General features: G+C 68.1%; 14 protein-coding genes. 9 read left to right on the top strand and 5 right to left on the bottom strand.

The genetic code is table 11. The features are described from left to right. Positions 1-4: 4 nt before the first annotated feature. Positions 5-1,180, bottom strand: coding sequence for an ABC transporter ATP-binding protein (locus J2X65_RS16700; protein ID WP_310203041.1), 1,176 nt, complete (start codon positions 1,178-1,180; stop codon positions 5-7). Between the two features lie 204 nt (positions 1,181-1,384). On the opposite strand from J2X65_RS16700, the gene J2X65_RS16695 reads away from it, so the two are divergent. Beyond that, positions 1,385-2,785: a glutamine synthetase family protein gene (locus J2X65_RS16695; protein ID WP_310203039.1), complete on the top strand. Its 1,401-nt coding sequence runs from the start codon at positions 1,385-1,387 to the stop codon at positions 2,783-2,785. Positions 2,786-3,121: 336 nt separating this feature from the next. On the opposite strand, the gene J2X65_RS16690 is transcribed toward J2X65_RS16695, so the two are convergent. Together J2X65_RS16690 and J2X65_RS16685 are read right to left on the bottom strand one after the other, a co-directional pair. Continuing rightward, entirely contained in the window at positions 3,122-4,186 is a 1,065-nt protein-coding gene (locus J2X65_RS16690) for an LLM class flavin-dependent oxidoreductase (protein ID WP_310203037.1), read from the bottom strand. A 263-nt stretch (positions 4,187-4,449) separates the two neighbouring features. Next, complete coding sequence (locus tag J2X65_RS16685) at positions 4,450-4,893, bottom strand: DUF1127 domain-containing protein (protein ID WP_310203035.1); 444 nt, start codon at positions 4,891-4,893, stop codon at positions 4,450-4,452. Positions 4,894-5,015: 122 nt separating this feature from the next. Between J2X65_RS16685 and J2X65_RS16680 the strand changes: the two genes are divergently transcribed. Then, positions 5,016-5,900: a LysR substrate-binding domain-containing protein gene (locus J2X65_RS16680; RefSeq protein ID WP_310203032.1), complete on the top strand. Its 885-nt coding sequence runs from the start codon at positions 5,016-5,018 to the stop codon at positions 5,898-5,900. A gap of 73 nt (positions 5,901-5,973) precedes the next feature. After that, a complete protein-coding gene (locus J2X65_RS16675) occupies positions 5,974-6,393 on the top strand; it encodes a VOC family protein (protein ID WP_310203030.1) in 420 nt (139 codons plus the stop codon). A gap of 76 nt (positions 6,394-6,469) precedes the next feature. On the opposite strand, the gene J2X65_RS16670 is transcribed toward J2X65_RS16675, so the two are convergent. Beyond that, positions 6,470-7,840 carry a glutamate--cysteine ligase gene (locus J2X65_RS16670; protein WP_310203028.1) on the bottom strand — a complete coding sequence of 457 codons (1,371 nt, stop codon included), beginning with the start codon at positions 7,838-7,840 and terminating at the stop codon, positions 6,470-6,472. 120 nt (positions 7,841-7,960) lie between these two features. Beyond that, entirely contained in the window at positions 7,961-8,725 is a 765-nt protein-coding gene (locus J2X65_RS16665; RefSeq protein WP_310203026.1) for a 16S rRNA (uracil(1498)-N(3))-methyltransferase, read from the bottom strand. A gap of 129 nt (positions 8,726-8,854) precedes the next feature. Between J2X65_RS16665 and J2X65_RS16660 the strand changes: the two genes are divergently transcribed. The 6 genes from J2X65_RS16660 to lptB all read left to right on the top strand — a co-directional run bounded on the left by J2X65_RS16660 (position 8,855) and on the right by lptB (position 14,158). Beyond that, a complete protein-coding gene (locus J2X65_RS16660) occupies positions 8,855-9,634 on the top strand; it encodes a hypothetical protein (RefSeq protein ID WP_310203024.1) in 780 nt (259 codons plus the stop codon). 20 nt (positions 9,635-9,654) lie between these two features. Next, the gene (gene ubiA, locus J2X65_RS16655; RefSeq protein WP_310203022.1) at positions 9,655-10,602 is read left to right on the top strand and encodes a 4-hydroxybenzoate octaprenyltransferase; all 948 of its coding nucleotides are present in this window, start codon (positions 9,655-9,657) and stop codon (positions 10,600-10,602) included. A gap of 65 nt (positions 10,603-10,667) precedes the next feature. Beyond that, a complete protein-coding gene (locus tag J2X65_RS16650; protein ID WP_310203020.1) occupies positions 10,668-11,300 on the top strand; it encodes a ribonuclease D in 633 nt (210 codons plus the stop codon). A gap of 123 nt (positions 11,301-11,423) precedes the next feature. Then, on the top strand, positions 11,424-12,191 hold the full coding sequence (lptC, locus tag J2X65_RS16645) for an LPS export ABC transporter periplasmic protein LptC (protein WP_310203017.1): 768 nt from the start codon (positions 11,424-11,426) through the stop codon (positions 12,189-12,191). Between the two features lie 131 nt (positions 12,192-12,322). Then, entirely contained in the window at positions 12,323-13,009 is a 687-nt protein-coding gene (locus J2X65_RS16640) for an LptA/OstA family protein (RefSeq protein WP_310203015.1), read from the top strand. Between the two features lie 324 nt (positions 13,010-13,333). Next, a complete protein-coding gene (gene lptB, locus J2X65_RS16635) occupies positions 13,334-14,158 on the top strand; it encodes an LPS export ABC transporter ATP-binding protein (RefSeq protein ID WP_310203013.1) in 825 nt (274 codons plus the stop codon). Positions 14,159-14,165: the final 7 nt, after the last annotated feature.

Below are 14,165 nucleotides of genomic sequence, written 5' to 3'. Positions count from 1 at the left end.
CTCCTCAGCTCGTCAGCACCACGCCGGAATCCGGCGTCCAGGAGACCCACACCTTGTCTTCCCAGGTGATGGGGCGCTCCACCATGCGGGTGAGGTTGGGCTTGGCGGCCTTGATGCGCACCCCGCCTTCCAGCTCGACATGATAGATCGACAGGTCGCCGAGATAGCCGATGTCCCAGACTTCGCCGCGCAGGCAGTTGGCCTCCTGCCAGGCCGGCGGCTCGAGGTCGACGCGCACCTTTTCCGGGCGGATGGCGACGAAGGCGGCGTCGCCGGGCTTTGCCTCGACATTCTGGGCGATGGAGAGCTTGGCGCCGCCGCCGACAGCGGTGTAGAGGCTCACATTGCCGGGCTCGATGGCCTCGATCTTGGCCTCGATGATGTTCACGTCGCCGACGAAGTCCGCCACATAGCGCGAATTGGGCTGCTCGTAGATCACCGCCGGCGGCGCCACCTGCACCAGCTTGCCATGGTTCATCACCGCGATGCGGTCGGCCACGGTCATCGCTTCCTCCTGGTCGTGGGTCACGATCAGGAAGGTCATGCCGAGCTTCATCTGCAGGTCCATGAGCTCGAACTGCGTCTCCTCGCGCAGCTTCTTGTCGAGCGCGCCGAGCGGCTCGTCGAGCAGCAGCACCTTGGGCGCCTTGGCGAGCGAGCGGGCGAGCGCCACGCGCTGGCGCTGGCCGCCGGAGAGCTGGTGAGGCTTGCGCTTGGCGAATTTCTCCAGCTTGACGAGCTTCAGCATCTCGTCGACGCGGGCGGCGATGGCGCCCTTCTCCATCTTGTCCTGCTTCAGGCCGAAAGCGATGTTGTCCCACACGCTCATATGCGGGAACAGCGCATAGGACTGGAACATCATGTTGGTCTGCCGCTTGTAGGGCGGCATGCCGACGAGGTCCTGCCCGGCCAGGGTGATGCGCCCTTCGGTCGGGTCCTCGAAGCCGGCGAGCATGCGCATCAGCGTGGTCTTGCCGCAGCCGGAGGGGCCGAGCAGCGCGAAGAACTCGCGCTCGTAAATGTCGAGGGAAAGATTGTCGACGGCGGTGAACTCGCCGAAGCGCTTGGAAACGTTCTCGTAGCGGATGAGCGGCACGGCGGCGGGGTCGGTCCAGGGAGCGAATTTGCGACGGATGCCGCCAATGGTGGTCTGCGTCTTCTCGGTGACGCCCGTGCTCATCTGCTACCCCGTCATGCCCGCCGGCGGACCGGCCCCATCGGCGAACGCTATCCGCCTTCCGGCGGCGGCTCAATGACAGATTGCAAACAATTTTGCCATGCACCGAATCGGGCAGGTGCCAGCGCGGCGCCAGCCCCCTTGACGGCCGGATTGAGGGCGTGATTGCCTCGCAAGGGCGCGGTAGACGCGCAGTGGAAGGTTGATATGGCTAAGAAGAAGCGTTCCGAGCAGGACGCGGTCGGTTCTCCGCGCGGCGTCGCCAATCTGGCGGAAGCAAAGGCGTGGATGGCGGCGCGGGGCATCACCGAGATCGAATGCGCGGTGCCCGACCTTGCCGGGGTGGGACGCGGCAAGATCATGCCGGTGTCGAAATTCCTCAACGGCCCGGTGATGAACCTGCCGCTCAGCGTGTTCTTCCAGACCATTTCCGGCGACTACCCGCCCTATGACAATCTCGTCGATTCCGTGGTGGTCGACAGCGATCTCGTCATGGAGCCGGATTTCTCGACGCTTGCCGTCGTGCCCTGGGCGCAGGATCCCACCGCGCAGATCATCCACGACGCCTATCACCGCGACGGGCGCCCGGTGGAGCTTGCCCCGCGGCAGGTGCTGAAGAACGTCGTCGACCTCTACGCCAAGAAGGGCTGGAAGGCGGTGGTCGCGCCGGAGATCGAGTTCTACCTCGTCGAGCCCAACACCGACGCCGATTATCCGCTGAAGCCGCCGATCGGCCGCTCCGGCCGGCCGGAGATCGGCCGCCAGTCCTATTCGATCCAGGCGGTCAACGAGTTCGACCAGCTGTTTGAGGACATGTACGACTATTCCGAGGCGCAGGGCCTGGAGATCGACACGCTGATCCACGAGGACGGCGCGGCGCAGATGGAGATCAACCTGCTGCACGGCGACCCGATCATGCTCGCCGACCAGGTGTACCTGTTCAAGCGCACCATTCGCGAGGCGGCGCTGGAGCACAAGATCTACGCCACCTTCATGGCCAAGCCGATCGCCGACGAGCCCGGCTCGGCGATGCACATCCACCAGTCGATCGTCGACGGCGAGACGGGAAAGAACATCTTCTCCGACAAGGACGGCGACCCGACGCCGGAATTCTTCGCCTTCATCGCCGGCCAGCAGCGCTATCTGCCGGCGGTGATGTCGATCCTCGCGCCCTATGTGAACTCCTACCGCCGGCTGACCCGCGATTCGATGGCGCCGATCAACGTGCAGTGGGGCTACGACAACCGCACCGCCGGCCTGCGGGTGCCGCCGTCCTCGCCGGCGGCGCGGCGGGTGGAGAACCGGGTGCCGTCCTCGGATGCCAATCCCTATCTCGTCATCGCCGCTTCTCTGGCCTGCGGCTATCTCGGCCTCGTCGAGGGGCTGCGCCCGACCGAGCCTCTGGAAGCCGACGCCAAGGGCCTCGACTTCGAGCTACCGCGCGGCCTGCTGGAGGCGGTGGCGGCGATGCAATATTCCGACGAGATCGCCACCGTGCTCGGCCCGTCCTTCGTGAAGACCTACACGGCGGTGAAGCAGCAGGAATTCGACACCTTCATGCGGGTGATCTCCCCCTGGGAGCGGGAATATCTGCTGCTGAACGTGTGAAGGTGTGGGTAGGGCGGCAATTGCCGCTGGAGGGATTTCTTTACTCCCTCTCCCCGAGGGGGGAGAGGGGTGGGGTGAGGGGGACGGCGCTCCAAGGCTCCGCATCGCGTCCCTCTGTCTCCCCCATAGCGGGGAGGAAAAGGAAAGCCAGGCCGTTGCCTTGCGTCATCCCGGCCGCAGCGAAGCGGAGAGCCGGGATCGCCCACCATGTCACGCGCGATCCCCGGCGCGCGATCCCACATCGGCGGGACGGCCGTCCGGGATGTCGTCCTAAAGGGGCGCGGCCGTCCGACTCGCCGGAAGACCGACGCCGCATCCCGGCTCGCCCCGCTGGCCTCACCCTTTCAGCATCTCGCGCACCAGCGGGATCACCTTGGCGCCGTAGAGCTCGATGCAGCGCAGGCACTTGTCGTGGCCGAGCGGCCCGGCGCTGTATTTCAGGTCGAAATGGTCGAGGTCGAGCGTCTGCGCGGTGCGGGCGATCTTCGCCGCCACCGTCTCCGGCGAGCCGAGATACAGCGAGCCATGCGTCACCTCGCGCTCGAACTCGTCGCGGCCCATGGGCGGCCAGCCGCGCTCGGCGCCGATGCGGTCGCGATTGGCCTTGAAGGCCGGGAAGAATTCCTCGCGGGCCTGCTCGTCGGTATCGGCGATGTAGCCCGGCGAATGCACCCCCACCGCCTGGGCGGCGGTGCCGAGCTGGGCGGCCGCCTTGTGGTAGAGCTCGACATAGGGTTTGAAGCGCGCGGCGCTGCCGCCGATGATGGCGAGCATCAGTGGCAGGCCGTAGCTCGCGGCGCGCACCACCGATTCCGGCGAGCCGCCGACCCCGATCCAGGTCTTCATCGTGCCGCTCTCGGGCAGGGGATAGACGTGCTGGCCGGCCAGCGGCGGGCGCAGCTTGCCCTGCCAGCTCACGCCCCCCGGCGAGGCCTGCCCATCCGGCCCGGCATTGTCGCGCAGCAGCGCGGCGAGCAGGTCGAGCTTCTGCGAGAACAGCTCCTCATAGTCCTTGAGGTCGTAGCCGAACAGCGGGAAGGATTCGGTGAACGAGCCGCGGCCGAGGATGATCTCGGCGCGCCCGTTCGAGATCGCATCGACGGTGGCGAAGCGCTGATAGACGCGGATCGGATCGTCCGAGCTCAGCACGGTGACGGCCGAGCCGAGCCGCACGCGCGTCGTGCGCGCGGCGATGGCGGCCAGCACCACTTCGGGGGCGGAGACGGCGAAGTCCTCGCGGTGATGCTCGCCGACGGCGAAGAAGTCGACGCCGAGCTCGTCGGCGAGCACGCCTTGCTCCACCACATTGCGCAGCACCTGCGCATGGGTGAGCGGACGGCCTTCGCTATCGGCCATCACGTCGCCGAAGGTGTCGAGCCCGAGATCAAGATGCTTTGCCATGACGCGGATGCCCTGAATGCGTGAGGTGACGAACCGGAGGTGACGAACCGGCTTGCCGCCGGCCGCCCTCATATGGCCGCTCCCGTCCTCATCTCCATTGCGTCGGCTGCAATGCGAGGATTTCGCGTCTGCAAGCTCCTGCCGGCGCTGTCGATGGGCGCCGGGCATGAAAAAAGCCCGCCGGACGGACCGGCGGGCTTAGTTAGGCGGCATAAGGGGATAGGAACCGCCGAAACTGGCTGCGGGTTTTCGGCCCGGCATGATCAGTGGCACCCGGCGGCTTCGCGGGGGGCGGCCTTCGGTTCGGCAGCGCTGGCGCCGGAATGCGGACGTGTCGCGTCCAGGCTCGCACGCACCGCCTGCCGGCGGCCGGCGCGGCGCTCGACGGCACGCACGACGAGCACGCTGGTCGGATCCTGCCAGACCGGGCCGGAAGCGGCATCGCGCAGGTCGGCGCGCGTGAGGCCGATATCCTTCAGCATGCGGTCGTCGAAATCGCCGAGCTGGTTGAGCAGGCTGCGGCGGTGCACCGCCTTGGCAATACGCACGAGGTTGACATAGGCGCCGGCCAGCAGCCCGCTGGCGGCGGCACCGAAGGAAGAGAACGCGGTTCTGCGGACTTCACCCATGTACGACATCGATTCCTCCATCTGCGTCGGTCGCGCGGCGGTGTGGGCTTTTTCGCTGATGGCGCGTCCCGCGCCCACCCGAATTCGCCGTCACCCGTTCGCGACGGGATGGTTATGCGCGCGATCGAATGATCACACTAGCGAATGTTTATGATCCGAGTTATCATTGATCTTGATGATAGCGCGCGATGAGGCCCGGCATGACCGCCCTGCTCGACATTGATCAATTAAGAACATTCATAACCATCGCCGAAACCGGCAGCTTCACCAAGGCGTCCGATGTGGTGCACAAGACCCAGTCGGCGGTCTCGATGCAGATGAAGCGGCTGGAGGAGCGGGTCGGCAAGCCGATCTTCGCCCGCGACGGGCGCGCCTCGCGCCTTACCGACGAGGGCGAGCGTTTGCTGGATTACGCCCGCCGCATCGTCAAGCTGAACATGGAGGCGGTTGCGAGCCTGTCAAATGCCGAGCTTTCCGGCCGCGTGCGGCTGGGCGTGCCGGACGATTACGCCGACCGCTATCTGCCGGAAATCATGGCGCGATTCTCGCACACTCACCCCAATGTCGAGCTGACCGTGGTGTGCGATCCATCAACAGATCTGATCGATCGCATCGACACCGGCGATCTTGACCTCGCCATCATCACCGATTGCGAGATGATCGCCCGTGAGACCGAGATCATCCGCCGCGAGCAGCTGCTCTGGGTGGGCTCGAGCCGTCACGCGACGCATCTGGAGGAGCCGCTGCCGCTGGCGCTCGGCCGGCAGAGCTGCAACTGGCGGCAGGAGGCGATCGCCCAGCTGCAGGCCCTCACCCGTCCGTTCCGCATCCTCTATACCTCGTCCAACTCGACGGCGGTGTCGGCGGCGGTGCTGGCCGGTCTTGCCATCTCGGTGCTGCCGGAATCCGGCCTGCGGCCGGGCATGCGGGTGCTCGGCCCCGGCGAGGGCTTTCCGACCCTGGCGCCCTGCCGCATCGGGCTGGTGCGCAACCGGCACGAGCCTTCCGCGCTGGCCGATGCGCTTGCCGATCACATCGTGCAGGGACTCGACAACATCTCGGAAGCGGCCATCGCGGCGGAGTGAGGCGGAACCCTCGCCTCGCGGCATCCGTTGTGGCGAAGCAAGCGTCACAGGCGAAGGCTTCAGGGAGGCCGCCATGGCAACCAGTCCCGTACCCGGCGATATCGTGCCGTTCCTGCGTTATGCCGATCCGCGCGCGGCGATCGACTGGCTCGGCCAGGCGTTCGGCTTCGCGCCGATCCTGGTGGTCGACGACGACGAGGGCGGCGTCGCCCATGCCGAGCTGCGGCTCGGCAGCTCGGCGATCATGCTGGGCGGCGTCAAGGAGGATGTGCTGGGCATGGTGACCCCGGCCGCCGCCGGCGGCGCCACCCAGGGCGTCTATCTGGTGGCAGCGGATGCCGACGCGCTATGGGTGCGGGCGCGGACCGCCGGCGCCAAGGTGGTCATCAATCTCTACGATACCCCCTATGGCTCGCGCGAATTCACCGTGCGCGACCCGGAAGGCCATCTGTGGAGCGTCGGCACCTATCGCGCCGGCTCGTGGGAGGGCTGAGATTCGGGAGGGCTGAGGATTCGGGAAGGCTGAGGATTCGGGAAGGCTGAGCCGGCGTCGGCGTCTCGAACGCCCCTCAATAGGCATCCTCAACGAAGACCGGGTCCACCGAACCGCCCCAGGGGCCGGAAAAGCGCTCCAGCAGCCGCTCGGCCGGCGTCCGGCCCTCGGCGAGGCTCTCCTCCAGCGGCTTGAGGAAGCGGCTCTCGTCGCGGCCCTGGCTGTCGCGCATGTCGCGGCGCTCGAGGCCGGCGCGGGCGATGGCGACCACCTCGCGCGCCAGCTCCAGCATCGGCCGGCCGGCGATCTCGGCGTTGAAGCCGAGCTTCGGCACGTCGTCGCGCAGCTTCTGGCGCTGCTCGGCGCTCCAGCCCTTCGCCAGGTCCCAGGCGGCGTCGAGGCTGGCCGTGTCGTAATAGAGCCCGGTCCACAAGGCCGGCAGCGCGCACAGGTTTTTCCAGGAGCCGGCATCGGCGCCGCGCATTTCGAGGTAGCGCTTCAGCCGTACCTCGGGGAAGATCGTCGAGAGGTGGTTGGCCCAGTCCGACACCGTCGGCCCCTCGCCGGGCAGTGCGGGGTGCCTGCGGGCCATCAGGTCGCGGAAGGACGAGCCGGCGACGTCGATATAGGTGTCGCCGCGCTTGATGAAATACATCGGCACGTCGAGCGCATAATCGACATAGCGCTCAAAGCTCATGCCGTCCTCGAAGGCGAAGGGCAGCATGCCGGCGCGGGCATTGTCGGTGTCGCGCCAGATTTCCGAGCGGAAGGAGAGGAAGCCGTTCGGCCGCCCTTCCGTGAAGGGCGAGTTGGCGAACAGAGCGGTGGCGACCGGCTGCAGCGCGAGCCCGACGCGCAGCTTCTTCACCATGTCGGCTTCGGAAGCGAAATCGAGATTCACCTGCACGGTGCAGGTGCGGAACATCATGTCGAGGCCGTGGGTGCCGACCTTCGGCATGTAGTCGGCCATGATGCGGTAACGCCCCTTCGGCATCACCGGCGTCTGCTTCAGCGTCCATTTCGGGCTCATGCCCAGGCCGAGAAAGCCGAAGCCGAGCGGCGTCGCCACCTGCCGCACCTGCTCGAGATGCCCGTTCACCTCGGCGCAGGTCTCGTGGATCGAGATGAGCGGCGCGCCGGAGAGCTCGAACTGCCCGCCCGGCTCCAGCGAGATCGCCCCGCCGCCGATGGTGTCGGCGAGGCCGATGATCGCCTCGCCCTCCATGATCGGCTCCCAGCTGTTCAGTGCCTGCATGCCGTCGAGCAGCGCGCGGATGCCGTTGTCGCCCTCATAGGGAACCGGATCGTGGCCTTCCAGGGTGAAGGGGAATTTCTCGTGCTCGGTGCCGATGCGGAATTTTTGCGGCGCCTTGCAGCCCGCTTCCAGCCAGGCGACCAGTTCGTCGCGGCTTTCGATGGGCTGGGTATCGATCTGGTCTCGCGCCATGGGAACTCCGGCGGGCTCGGGCAGCGCCAATTGGGGCGCGCGAACATACACAGGCCGAGGGGCAACGCAAATCGGTGAAATCCCGCCATTCCGCCGTGTTATTCGCGGCCTGACGCAGCGTCAGTCCGGCCGCGCCGCGCCGACCAGGGCGAGAGCCGCCACCGCCGCGGTGTCGGCGCGCAGGATGCGGGGGCCGAGCGAGAGACTGATGGTTCTATCGCGCGCGACAAGCATCCGGCGCTCGATGTCGGCAAAGCCGCCCTCGGGTCCGACCAGCACCGCCAGCGGCGCGGCGCCGGCGTCGCGGATCTTCGCCACCGGGTCGCCCGGCCCGGCGGCCTCGTCGCAAAATAGAATCACTTTTTCGTGTTCGAGCCCGGCCAGCCAGCGCTCGAAGGCGAGCGGCTCGGCGACCTCCGGCACGGCGAGAATGCCGCACTGCTCGGCGGCTTCGACCACGTTCGCCCGCATGCGATCGGTATTCACGCGGGTCGCCTGGGTGTGGCGGGTGATAACCGGCACCAGCCGCCCGGCGCCCATCTCCACCGCCTTCTGCACCATGTAGTCGAGCCGGGCATGTTTCAGCGGCGCGAAGACATAGTCGAGGGCGGCAAGCGGTGTCTGCGCCCGCAGCCGGTTCTCGCAACGTAAGACGACGTCGCGTTTTCCCGCGCTCTGGCGCACCGCCCGCCACTCGCCGTCGCGGCCGTTGAACAGGTGCAGCGCCGCGCCCGGCTCCAGCCGGATCACGTCGGCGACGTAATGCGCCCGGTCGCGGTCGAGGCGTATCTCGGCACCTTCGCCGAGTGCGTCGGGTACGAAGAGTCGCTGGGCCCGGAAGTCGTAGGTCTCGGCTTCGGCGGATTCGCCGCGCATGCGCGCCATAAGTCTGCCTGCATCTGGCTATGTGAGTGGCGGCGGCAGTCGGAATTAACCATTCTGCCGTGATATTGCCCTATCTTTCAGGCCTCTGTATCACGCTTGGTAAGCGACGTCCCTTCAGCGGAAGACGGAATGACACCTCAGATTTGCGACGGCCATCGGGCCGGCCTTCGCGCGGCGCGTATCGCCTTCATCGGCCTCGCAGCCGCGACCGGCGTGGTGCTGGCGGCGAGTTCGGCCGGTGCGCAATGGATCGGCACGCCGGGTGGCAGCACCGAGTCTTCGCCGCCGGCCGTCAGCGCGACGCCCGCTCCGGCGGCCATCCCCGCTCCGGCGACGCCGGCCCCGGCGCCATCGCCCGGCGGCGCGGATGCGGATCTCGGCAGCGCCGGCCTCGCCACGCCCTCGCTGTCGTCGCCGTCGCTTGCCGCGCCGTCCGCGGCGCCGGGGCTGGCGATGCCCGGCGGCATGGTGCAGCAGCCCAGCGCCGACATGGCGGATTGCCAGACCAATGTGGGCAAGCTGCGTACGGATATCGAGACCCGCGGCGGCGCCCTCCAGGCCGCGACCAAGAAGAAGCTGCCGCCCTCCGAGCTCTGCCCGTTGTTCCGCAACTTCGCCAGTTCGCAGCAGAAGTTCCTCACCTATCTGCGCACCAACAAGACCAAATGCGGCGTGCCGGATGAGGTGCTGACCAAGCTGCGCGAGAACACCAACAGCATTTCCGGCGTGCGCGACAAGGTCTGCAAGGTGGCGGCGGAGATGCAGTCCGGCGGCGGCGCCGGCCCCTCCGGCCCGCCGCAGCAGGGTGCGGTCGCCGCCGGCCTCGGCCTGTCGAGCGGCTTGCCCGGCGTCAGCGCCAACAAGCCCGGCGGCGTGTTCGACACGCTCGGCGGCAGCGCGCTGCGCTGACCGTCTCCGCGTCGCTCAGCATGACGGCTCCCGCCGCTGCCGTTCCCGCCGATGCCGCGGGCAATTGGGTGGAGCGCGTCGCGCCCGCCTTCGCGCGTCCTTATCTGCGGCTTGCCCGTCTTGACCGGCCGATCGGCTCCTGGCTGCTGCTGATCCCCTGCTGGTGGTCAGTGGCGCTCGCCGCCCGCACGCTGCGGGCCGATGGCCTATCGCCCGATTTTCTGGCGGCGCTGGCCTATATCGTGCTGTTCGCGCTGGGCGCGGTGGCGATGCGCGGCGCCGGCTGCACCTGGAACGACATTCTCGACCGCGACATTGACGGCAAGGTGGAGCGCACCCGCTCGCGGCCGCTGCCCTCCGGGCAGGTGAGCCTGCTCGCCGCCTTCGCCTTCCTGGCGATGCAGGCGCTGGTCGGGCTTCTCGTCCTGCTGTGCCTGCCGCGTTTCGCGCAGATCACCGCGCTGTCCTCGCTCGGCATCGTCGCCGTCTATCCGTTGATGAAGCGGGTGATCTGGATTCCGCAGGCGGTGCTGGGGCTGTGCTTCTCCTGGGGCGCGCTGATGGGCTTCGCGGCGCTGATGCAGGCGCTGCCGCCGGCGGCGCTGCTGCTGTATGCCGGCAGCATCCTGTGGGTGATCGGCTATGACACCATCTACGCGCATCAGGACCGTGCCGATGACGAAATCGTCGGGGTGAAGTCCTCCGCCCGGCTGTTCGCGCAGGCGACGCGGCCCTGGCTGGCCGGTTTCTATGCCGGGGCGGCGCTGCTGATCGCCGCGGCGGTGGCGGCGGCCGGCGGCGGCCTCTTCGCCTATGCCGGGGCGGCGCTGTTCGCCGCCCATCTCGCCTGGCAGGTGGCGCGGCTCGATATTGACGATCCGGCGCTGTGCCTCAGGTTGTTCCGCTCCAACCGCGATGCCGGCCTGGTGCTGTTCGCCGGCTTCGCCCTGCAGGCGCTCGTCGGTTGAGCCGCGAGGTTGTTCGCGCCGATGGCCGGTGATAATCACCCGCCATCGCATAAAGGGCCGAACTCATGACCATCCGCCTGCACCGCGGCGACCTCGTCGATCTGTCGCGCTATTCGCCGGAAAAGTCGCCCTTCGTGGCGATCGATACCGAGACGCTCGGCCTCAATCCGCATCGCGACCGGCTGTGCGTGGTGCAGCTCTCGCCGGGCGACGGCTCGGCGGACGTGGTGCAGATCCCGGCCGGCGCCGGGCCGGGCAGCGCGCCCAACCTCGAAGCCCTGCTCGCCGATCCCGGCATCTCCAAGCTGTTCCACTTCGCCCGTTTCGACGTCGCGGTGCTCGGTAAGGCCTTCGGCGTCACGGTCGAGCCGATCTGGTGCACCAAGATCGCCTCCAAGCTGGTGCGCACCTATACGGATCGCCACGGTCTGAAGGAACTCGCCCGCGAATTGCTCGGCATCGACCTGTCGAAGCAGCAGCAGAGCTCGGATTGGGCCGCCGCGGAGCTCTCCGATGCCCAGCTGCAATACGCCGCTTCCGATGTGCTGCACCTGCACGCCATCCGCGAAAAGCTTGCCGCCATGCTGGCGCGCGAGGGACGCACCGCGCTGGCCGAATCCTGCTTCCGTTTCCTGCCCACTCGCGCGGCGCTCGATCTCGCCGGCTGGCCGGAAGACGATATTTTCGCGCATAGCTGAGCGCGATCAAAGGCTTGCATCTTTGTGGCCACCCCGTTGGCCGGCGCGGCTTGCATGGCGGGGGTTGAGTCGCCATTTTAGGCGCCGCTGGAGGAGCCGGCGACCGGGGACGTGCCTCAACTCATGAATCGTCAGATCACATCCGCCGAGCGTCGCGCGTCGGGGTCGGAAAACGTGGCGCCGCCGCGGCGGGCGGTCGTTGCGAGCCAGCGCTTCCGCGATGCCGCCAGCCACAGCCGCTGGGTGCGCCTGTTCCGGCGCGGCATGCCGCTGCTGGTGCTGCTGTGCGTTGTGATCATTGGCGGCGTCGCCTGGCTGGATCCGTTCCGTCTGCCGGTGAACCTGCCGGTGGAGCTCGGCCGCGCCTCGCTGTCCGGCAGCCGTATCAAGATGGAATTCCCCAAGCTCAACGGCTTCACCGAGGATAATCGCGGCTACAACCTCACCGCCGAATCGGCGTCGCAGGATCTCACGACGCCGAACCGCATCGATCTCGACATGATCAATGCGCGCATCGAGCTGGCCGAGCAGGGCTGGGCCAAGCTGACCGCCAGGGTCGGCAGCTACGATACCAAGACCCAGGACATCCATCTCGGCGAGGGCGTCACCTTCGCCACCAATGCCGGCTATGCCGGCAAGCTGCAGGATGCGGCGATCAGCATGCGCGACGGACGGCTGGTCAGCGAGCACCCGGTCGAGCTGACCTCCACCGATGCGCGGCTGACCGCCGACCGCATGGAAGTGACGCAGAAGGACGCGCGCGCGCTGTTCACCGGCAATGTCACGCTGGTGTTCAAGCTGCCGCAGGAGAAGGCCGAGGCCCAGCCGGCGCCCACCGCGGTGGCGCTGGATCCCGCCTCCGCCCCGCGGTCGACGCAGGCAATACCATGATACAGGCCGGCGTGGCCCGCGCTCGGATGACCGGTGCCTTCGGCGGCAACGCCGTCGCGCCGTCGGCATCCGCCCACCGATCCGGCCGGCTGCCCATTGAATGCCCGCTCGCAGCCGGATAGACATAGGTCATGCACGCTTTGTCCCGCTCCGCCGCCCTCCTGCTCGCCCTCGCCCCCGCCCTCGCGGTGGCGCTGCTCGTCCGCCCGGCCGTGGCGCAGGTGCAGAACGTGCCCAACGCCCTGCAGGGCTTCGCGGCCAATCGCGACCAGCCGATCAAGATCGACGCCAACAGCCTCGAAGTGCGCGATCAGGAGAAGAAGGCGATCTTCTCCGGCAATGTCGTGGTGCAGCAGGGCGACACCAATATGCGTGCCCGCGAACTGGTGGTGTTCTACGACGGCAAGACCGCCGGCGACGCCAAAGGGGCAGCCGATGCCAAGGGCGCTGCGGATGCCAAGGGCGCGGCCAGCGCCGATCCGGCGGCGGCCCCCGCTGCGGGCAGCCCGATCAACTCTTCCTCCATCCGCCGGCTGGAGATCAATGGCGGGGTGATCGTCACCACCAAGGAACAGCAGGCCACCGGCGATCAGGGCATCTTCGAGACCAAGTCCAACAGCATCACTCTGACCGGAAATCCGGTGGTGCTCACCTCCGGCCAGAACGTGATCCGCGGCCGGCGACTGGTGGTCGACCTCACCACCGGCACCTCGCGCATCGAGGGGGGCCGGGTGGAGAGCCTGATCGTGCCCGGCGCCATGAGGCAGATGGACGGCGCCGCGCCCCGGCCCGGCGCCCCGGCCAAGCCGAAGCCCTGAGCCCGGCCGGCGCCTAGGGGGCAACCCCAGGGGCCGGTAGGCCGATTGCCGGGGTTGAGGCGGTCGCTGGCGGCCTCCTGATCGGTGGCTGAAGGCCAGGCGCCGCGGCCTCCCGCATCGCCGCCGGAGCCCCGCCGCCGGCTTCGGCGCCCTTCCGTTTCCGTTCGCCCGCCACCCCAGCCCGATACCCCGGGATGATTTCGGCCCGGTTTTTGCTTGCTGCGTTTGCCAGCGGGCTCGGGATTGTTTATCACCCTTCCAGTGGTGCTTTCACCACGGAGGGTGCGCGTGAGATTGTTTCCGGCAGGAAGCCGTGAACGCCAGATGGTTCCGCCGGCTGCGGCGGACTTCGGTTCCGGAAATGGTGGCCTCCATCCGCAGGCCGGGGCGGGCTCCCGCCGGCGCGCCGGAGAGGCGCCGCAGGGGGCAGGGCTGCTGCGGGCCACCGGCCTCGTCAAGCAGTATGGCGGCCGCCGCGTGGTGCGCGAGGCCAGCCTCGGCGTGCGGCGCGGCGAGGCGGTCGGCCTGCTCGGGCCGAACGGTGCCGGCAAGACCACGATCTTCTACATGATCACCGGCCTGGTGAAGGCCGATGCCGGCCGCATCGAGCTGGACGGCCACGACGTCACCCATCTGCCGATGTACCGCCGCGCCCGGCTCGGGGTCGGCTATCTGCCGCAGGAAGCCTCGATCTTCCGCGGCCTGTCGGTCGAGGACAATCTGCGCGCGGTGCTGGAAATGGTCGAGCCCGACCGCAAGCGCCGCGAAATGGAACTCGACGCGCTGCTCGAGGAGTTCCGCGTCACCCATGTGCGCAAGTCGCCCTCCATCGCGCTGTCGGGCGGCGAGCGCCGCCGTGTCGAGATCGCCCGCGCGCTGGCGACGCGCCCGACCTTCATGCTGCTCGACGAGCCGTTCGCCGGCATCGACCCGATCGCGGTGGGCGACATCCAGGCGCTGGTGCGCCATCTCACCCATCGCGGCATCGGCGTGTTGATCACCGATCACAATGTGCGCGAGACCCTCGGGCTCATCGACCGCGCCTACATCATCCATTCCGGCACGGTGCTGATGGAAGGTTCGCCCGCCGAGATCGTGGCGAACCCCGAGGTGCGCCGGCTTTATCTCGGCGAGGAGTTCCGGCTGTAAAATGGTG

Source organism: Ancylobacter sp. 3268 (assembly GCF_031456575.1).
Taxonomy (GTDB): domain Bacteria; phylum Pseudomonadota; class Alphaproteobacteria; order Rhizobiales; family Xanthobacteraceae; genus Ancylobacter.
This window is presented reverse-complemented; position numbering and strand designations above follow the sequence as displayed.

Coding starts and splice junctions, on each gene's coding strand:
- J2X65_RS16650 (WP_310203020.1), top strand. CDS start 10,668: ATGACCATCCGCCTGCACCGCGGCGACCTCGTCGATCTGTCGCGCTAT.
- lptC (WP_310203017.1), top strand. CDS start 11,424: ATGAATCGTCAGATCACATCCGCCGAGCGTCGCGCGTCGGGGTCGGAA.
- J2X65_RS16700 (WP_310203041.1), bottom strand. CDS start 1,180: ATGAGCACGGGCGTCACCGAGAAGACGCAGACCACCATTGGCGGCATC.
- J2X65_RS16695 (WP_310203039.1), top strand. CDS start 1,385: ATGGCTAAGAAGAAGCGTTCCGAGCAGGACGCGGTCGGTTCTCCGCGC.
- J2X65_RS16640 (WP_310203015.1), top strand. CDS start 12,323: ATGCACGCTTTGTCCCGCTCCGCCGCCCTCCTGCTCGCCCTCGCCCCC.
- J2X65_RS16670 (WP_310203028.1), bottom strand. CDS start 7,840: ATGGCGCGAGACCAGATCGATACCCAGCCCATCGAAAGCCGCGACGAA.
- J2X65_RS16680 (WP_310203032.1), top strand. CDS start 5,016: ATGACCGCCCTGCTCGACATTGATCAATTAAGAACATTCATAACCATC.
- J2X65_RS16690 (WP_310203037.1), bottom strand. CDS start 4,186: ATGGCAAAGCATCTTGATCTCGGGCTCGACACCTTCGGCGACGTGATG.
- J2X65_RS16665 (WP_310203026.1), bottom strand. CDS start 8,725: ATGGCGCGCATGCGCGGCGAATCCGCCGAAGCCGAGACCTACGACTTC.
- J2X65_RS16675 (WP_310203030.1), top strand. CDS start 5,974: ATGGCAACCAGTCCCGTACCCGGCGATATCGTGCCGTTCCTGCGTTAT.
- ubiA (WP_310203022.1), top strand. CDS start 9,655: ATGACGGCTCCCGCCGCTGCCGTTCCCGCCGATGCCGCGGGCAATTGG.
- J2X65_RS16660 (WP_310203024.1), top strand. CDS start 8,855: ATGACACCTCAGATTTGCGACGGCCATCGGGCCGGCCTTCGCGCGGCG.
- lptB (WP_310203013.1), top strand. CDS start 13,334: ATGGTTCCGCCGGCTGCGGCGGACTTCGGTTCCGGAAATGGTGGCCTC.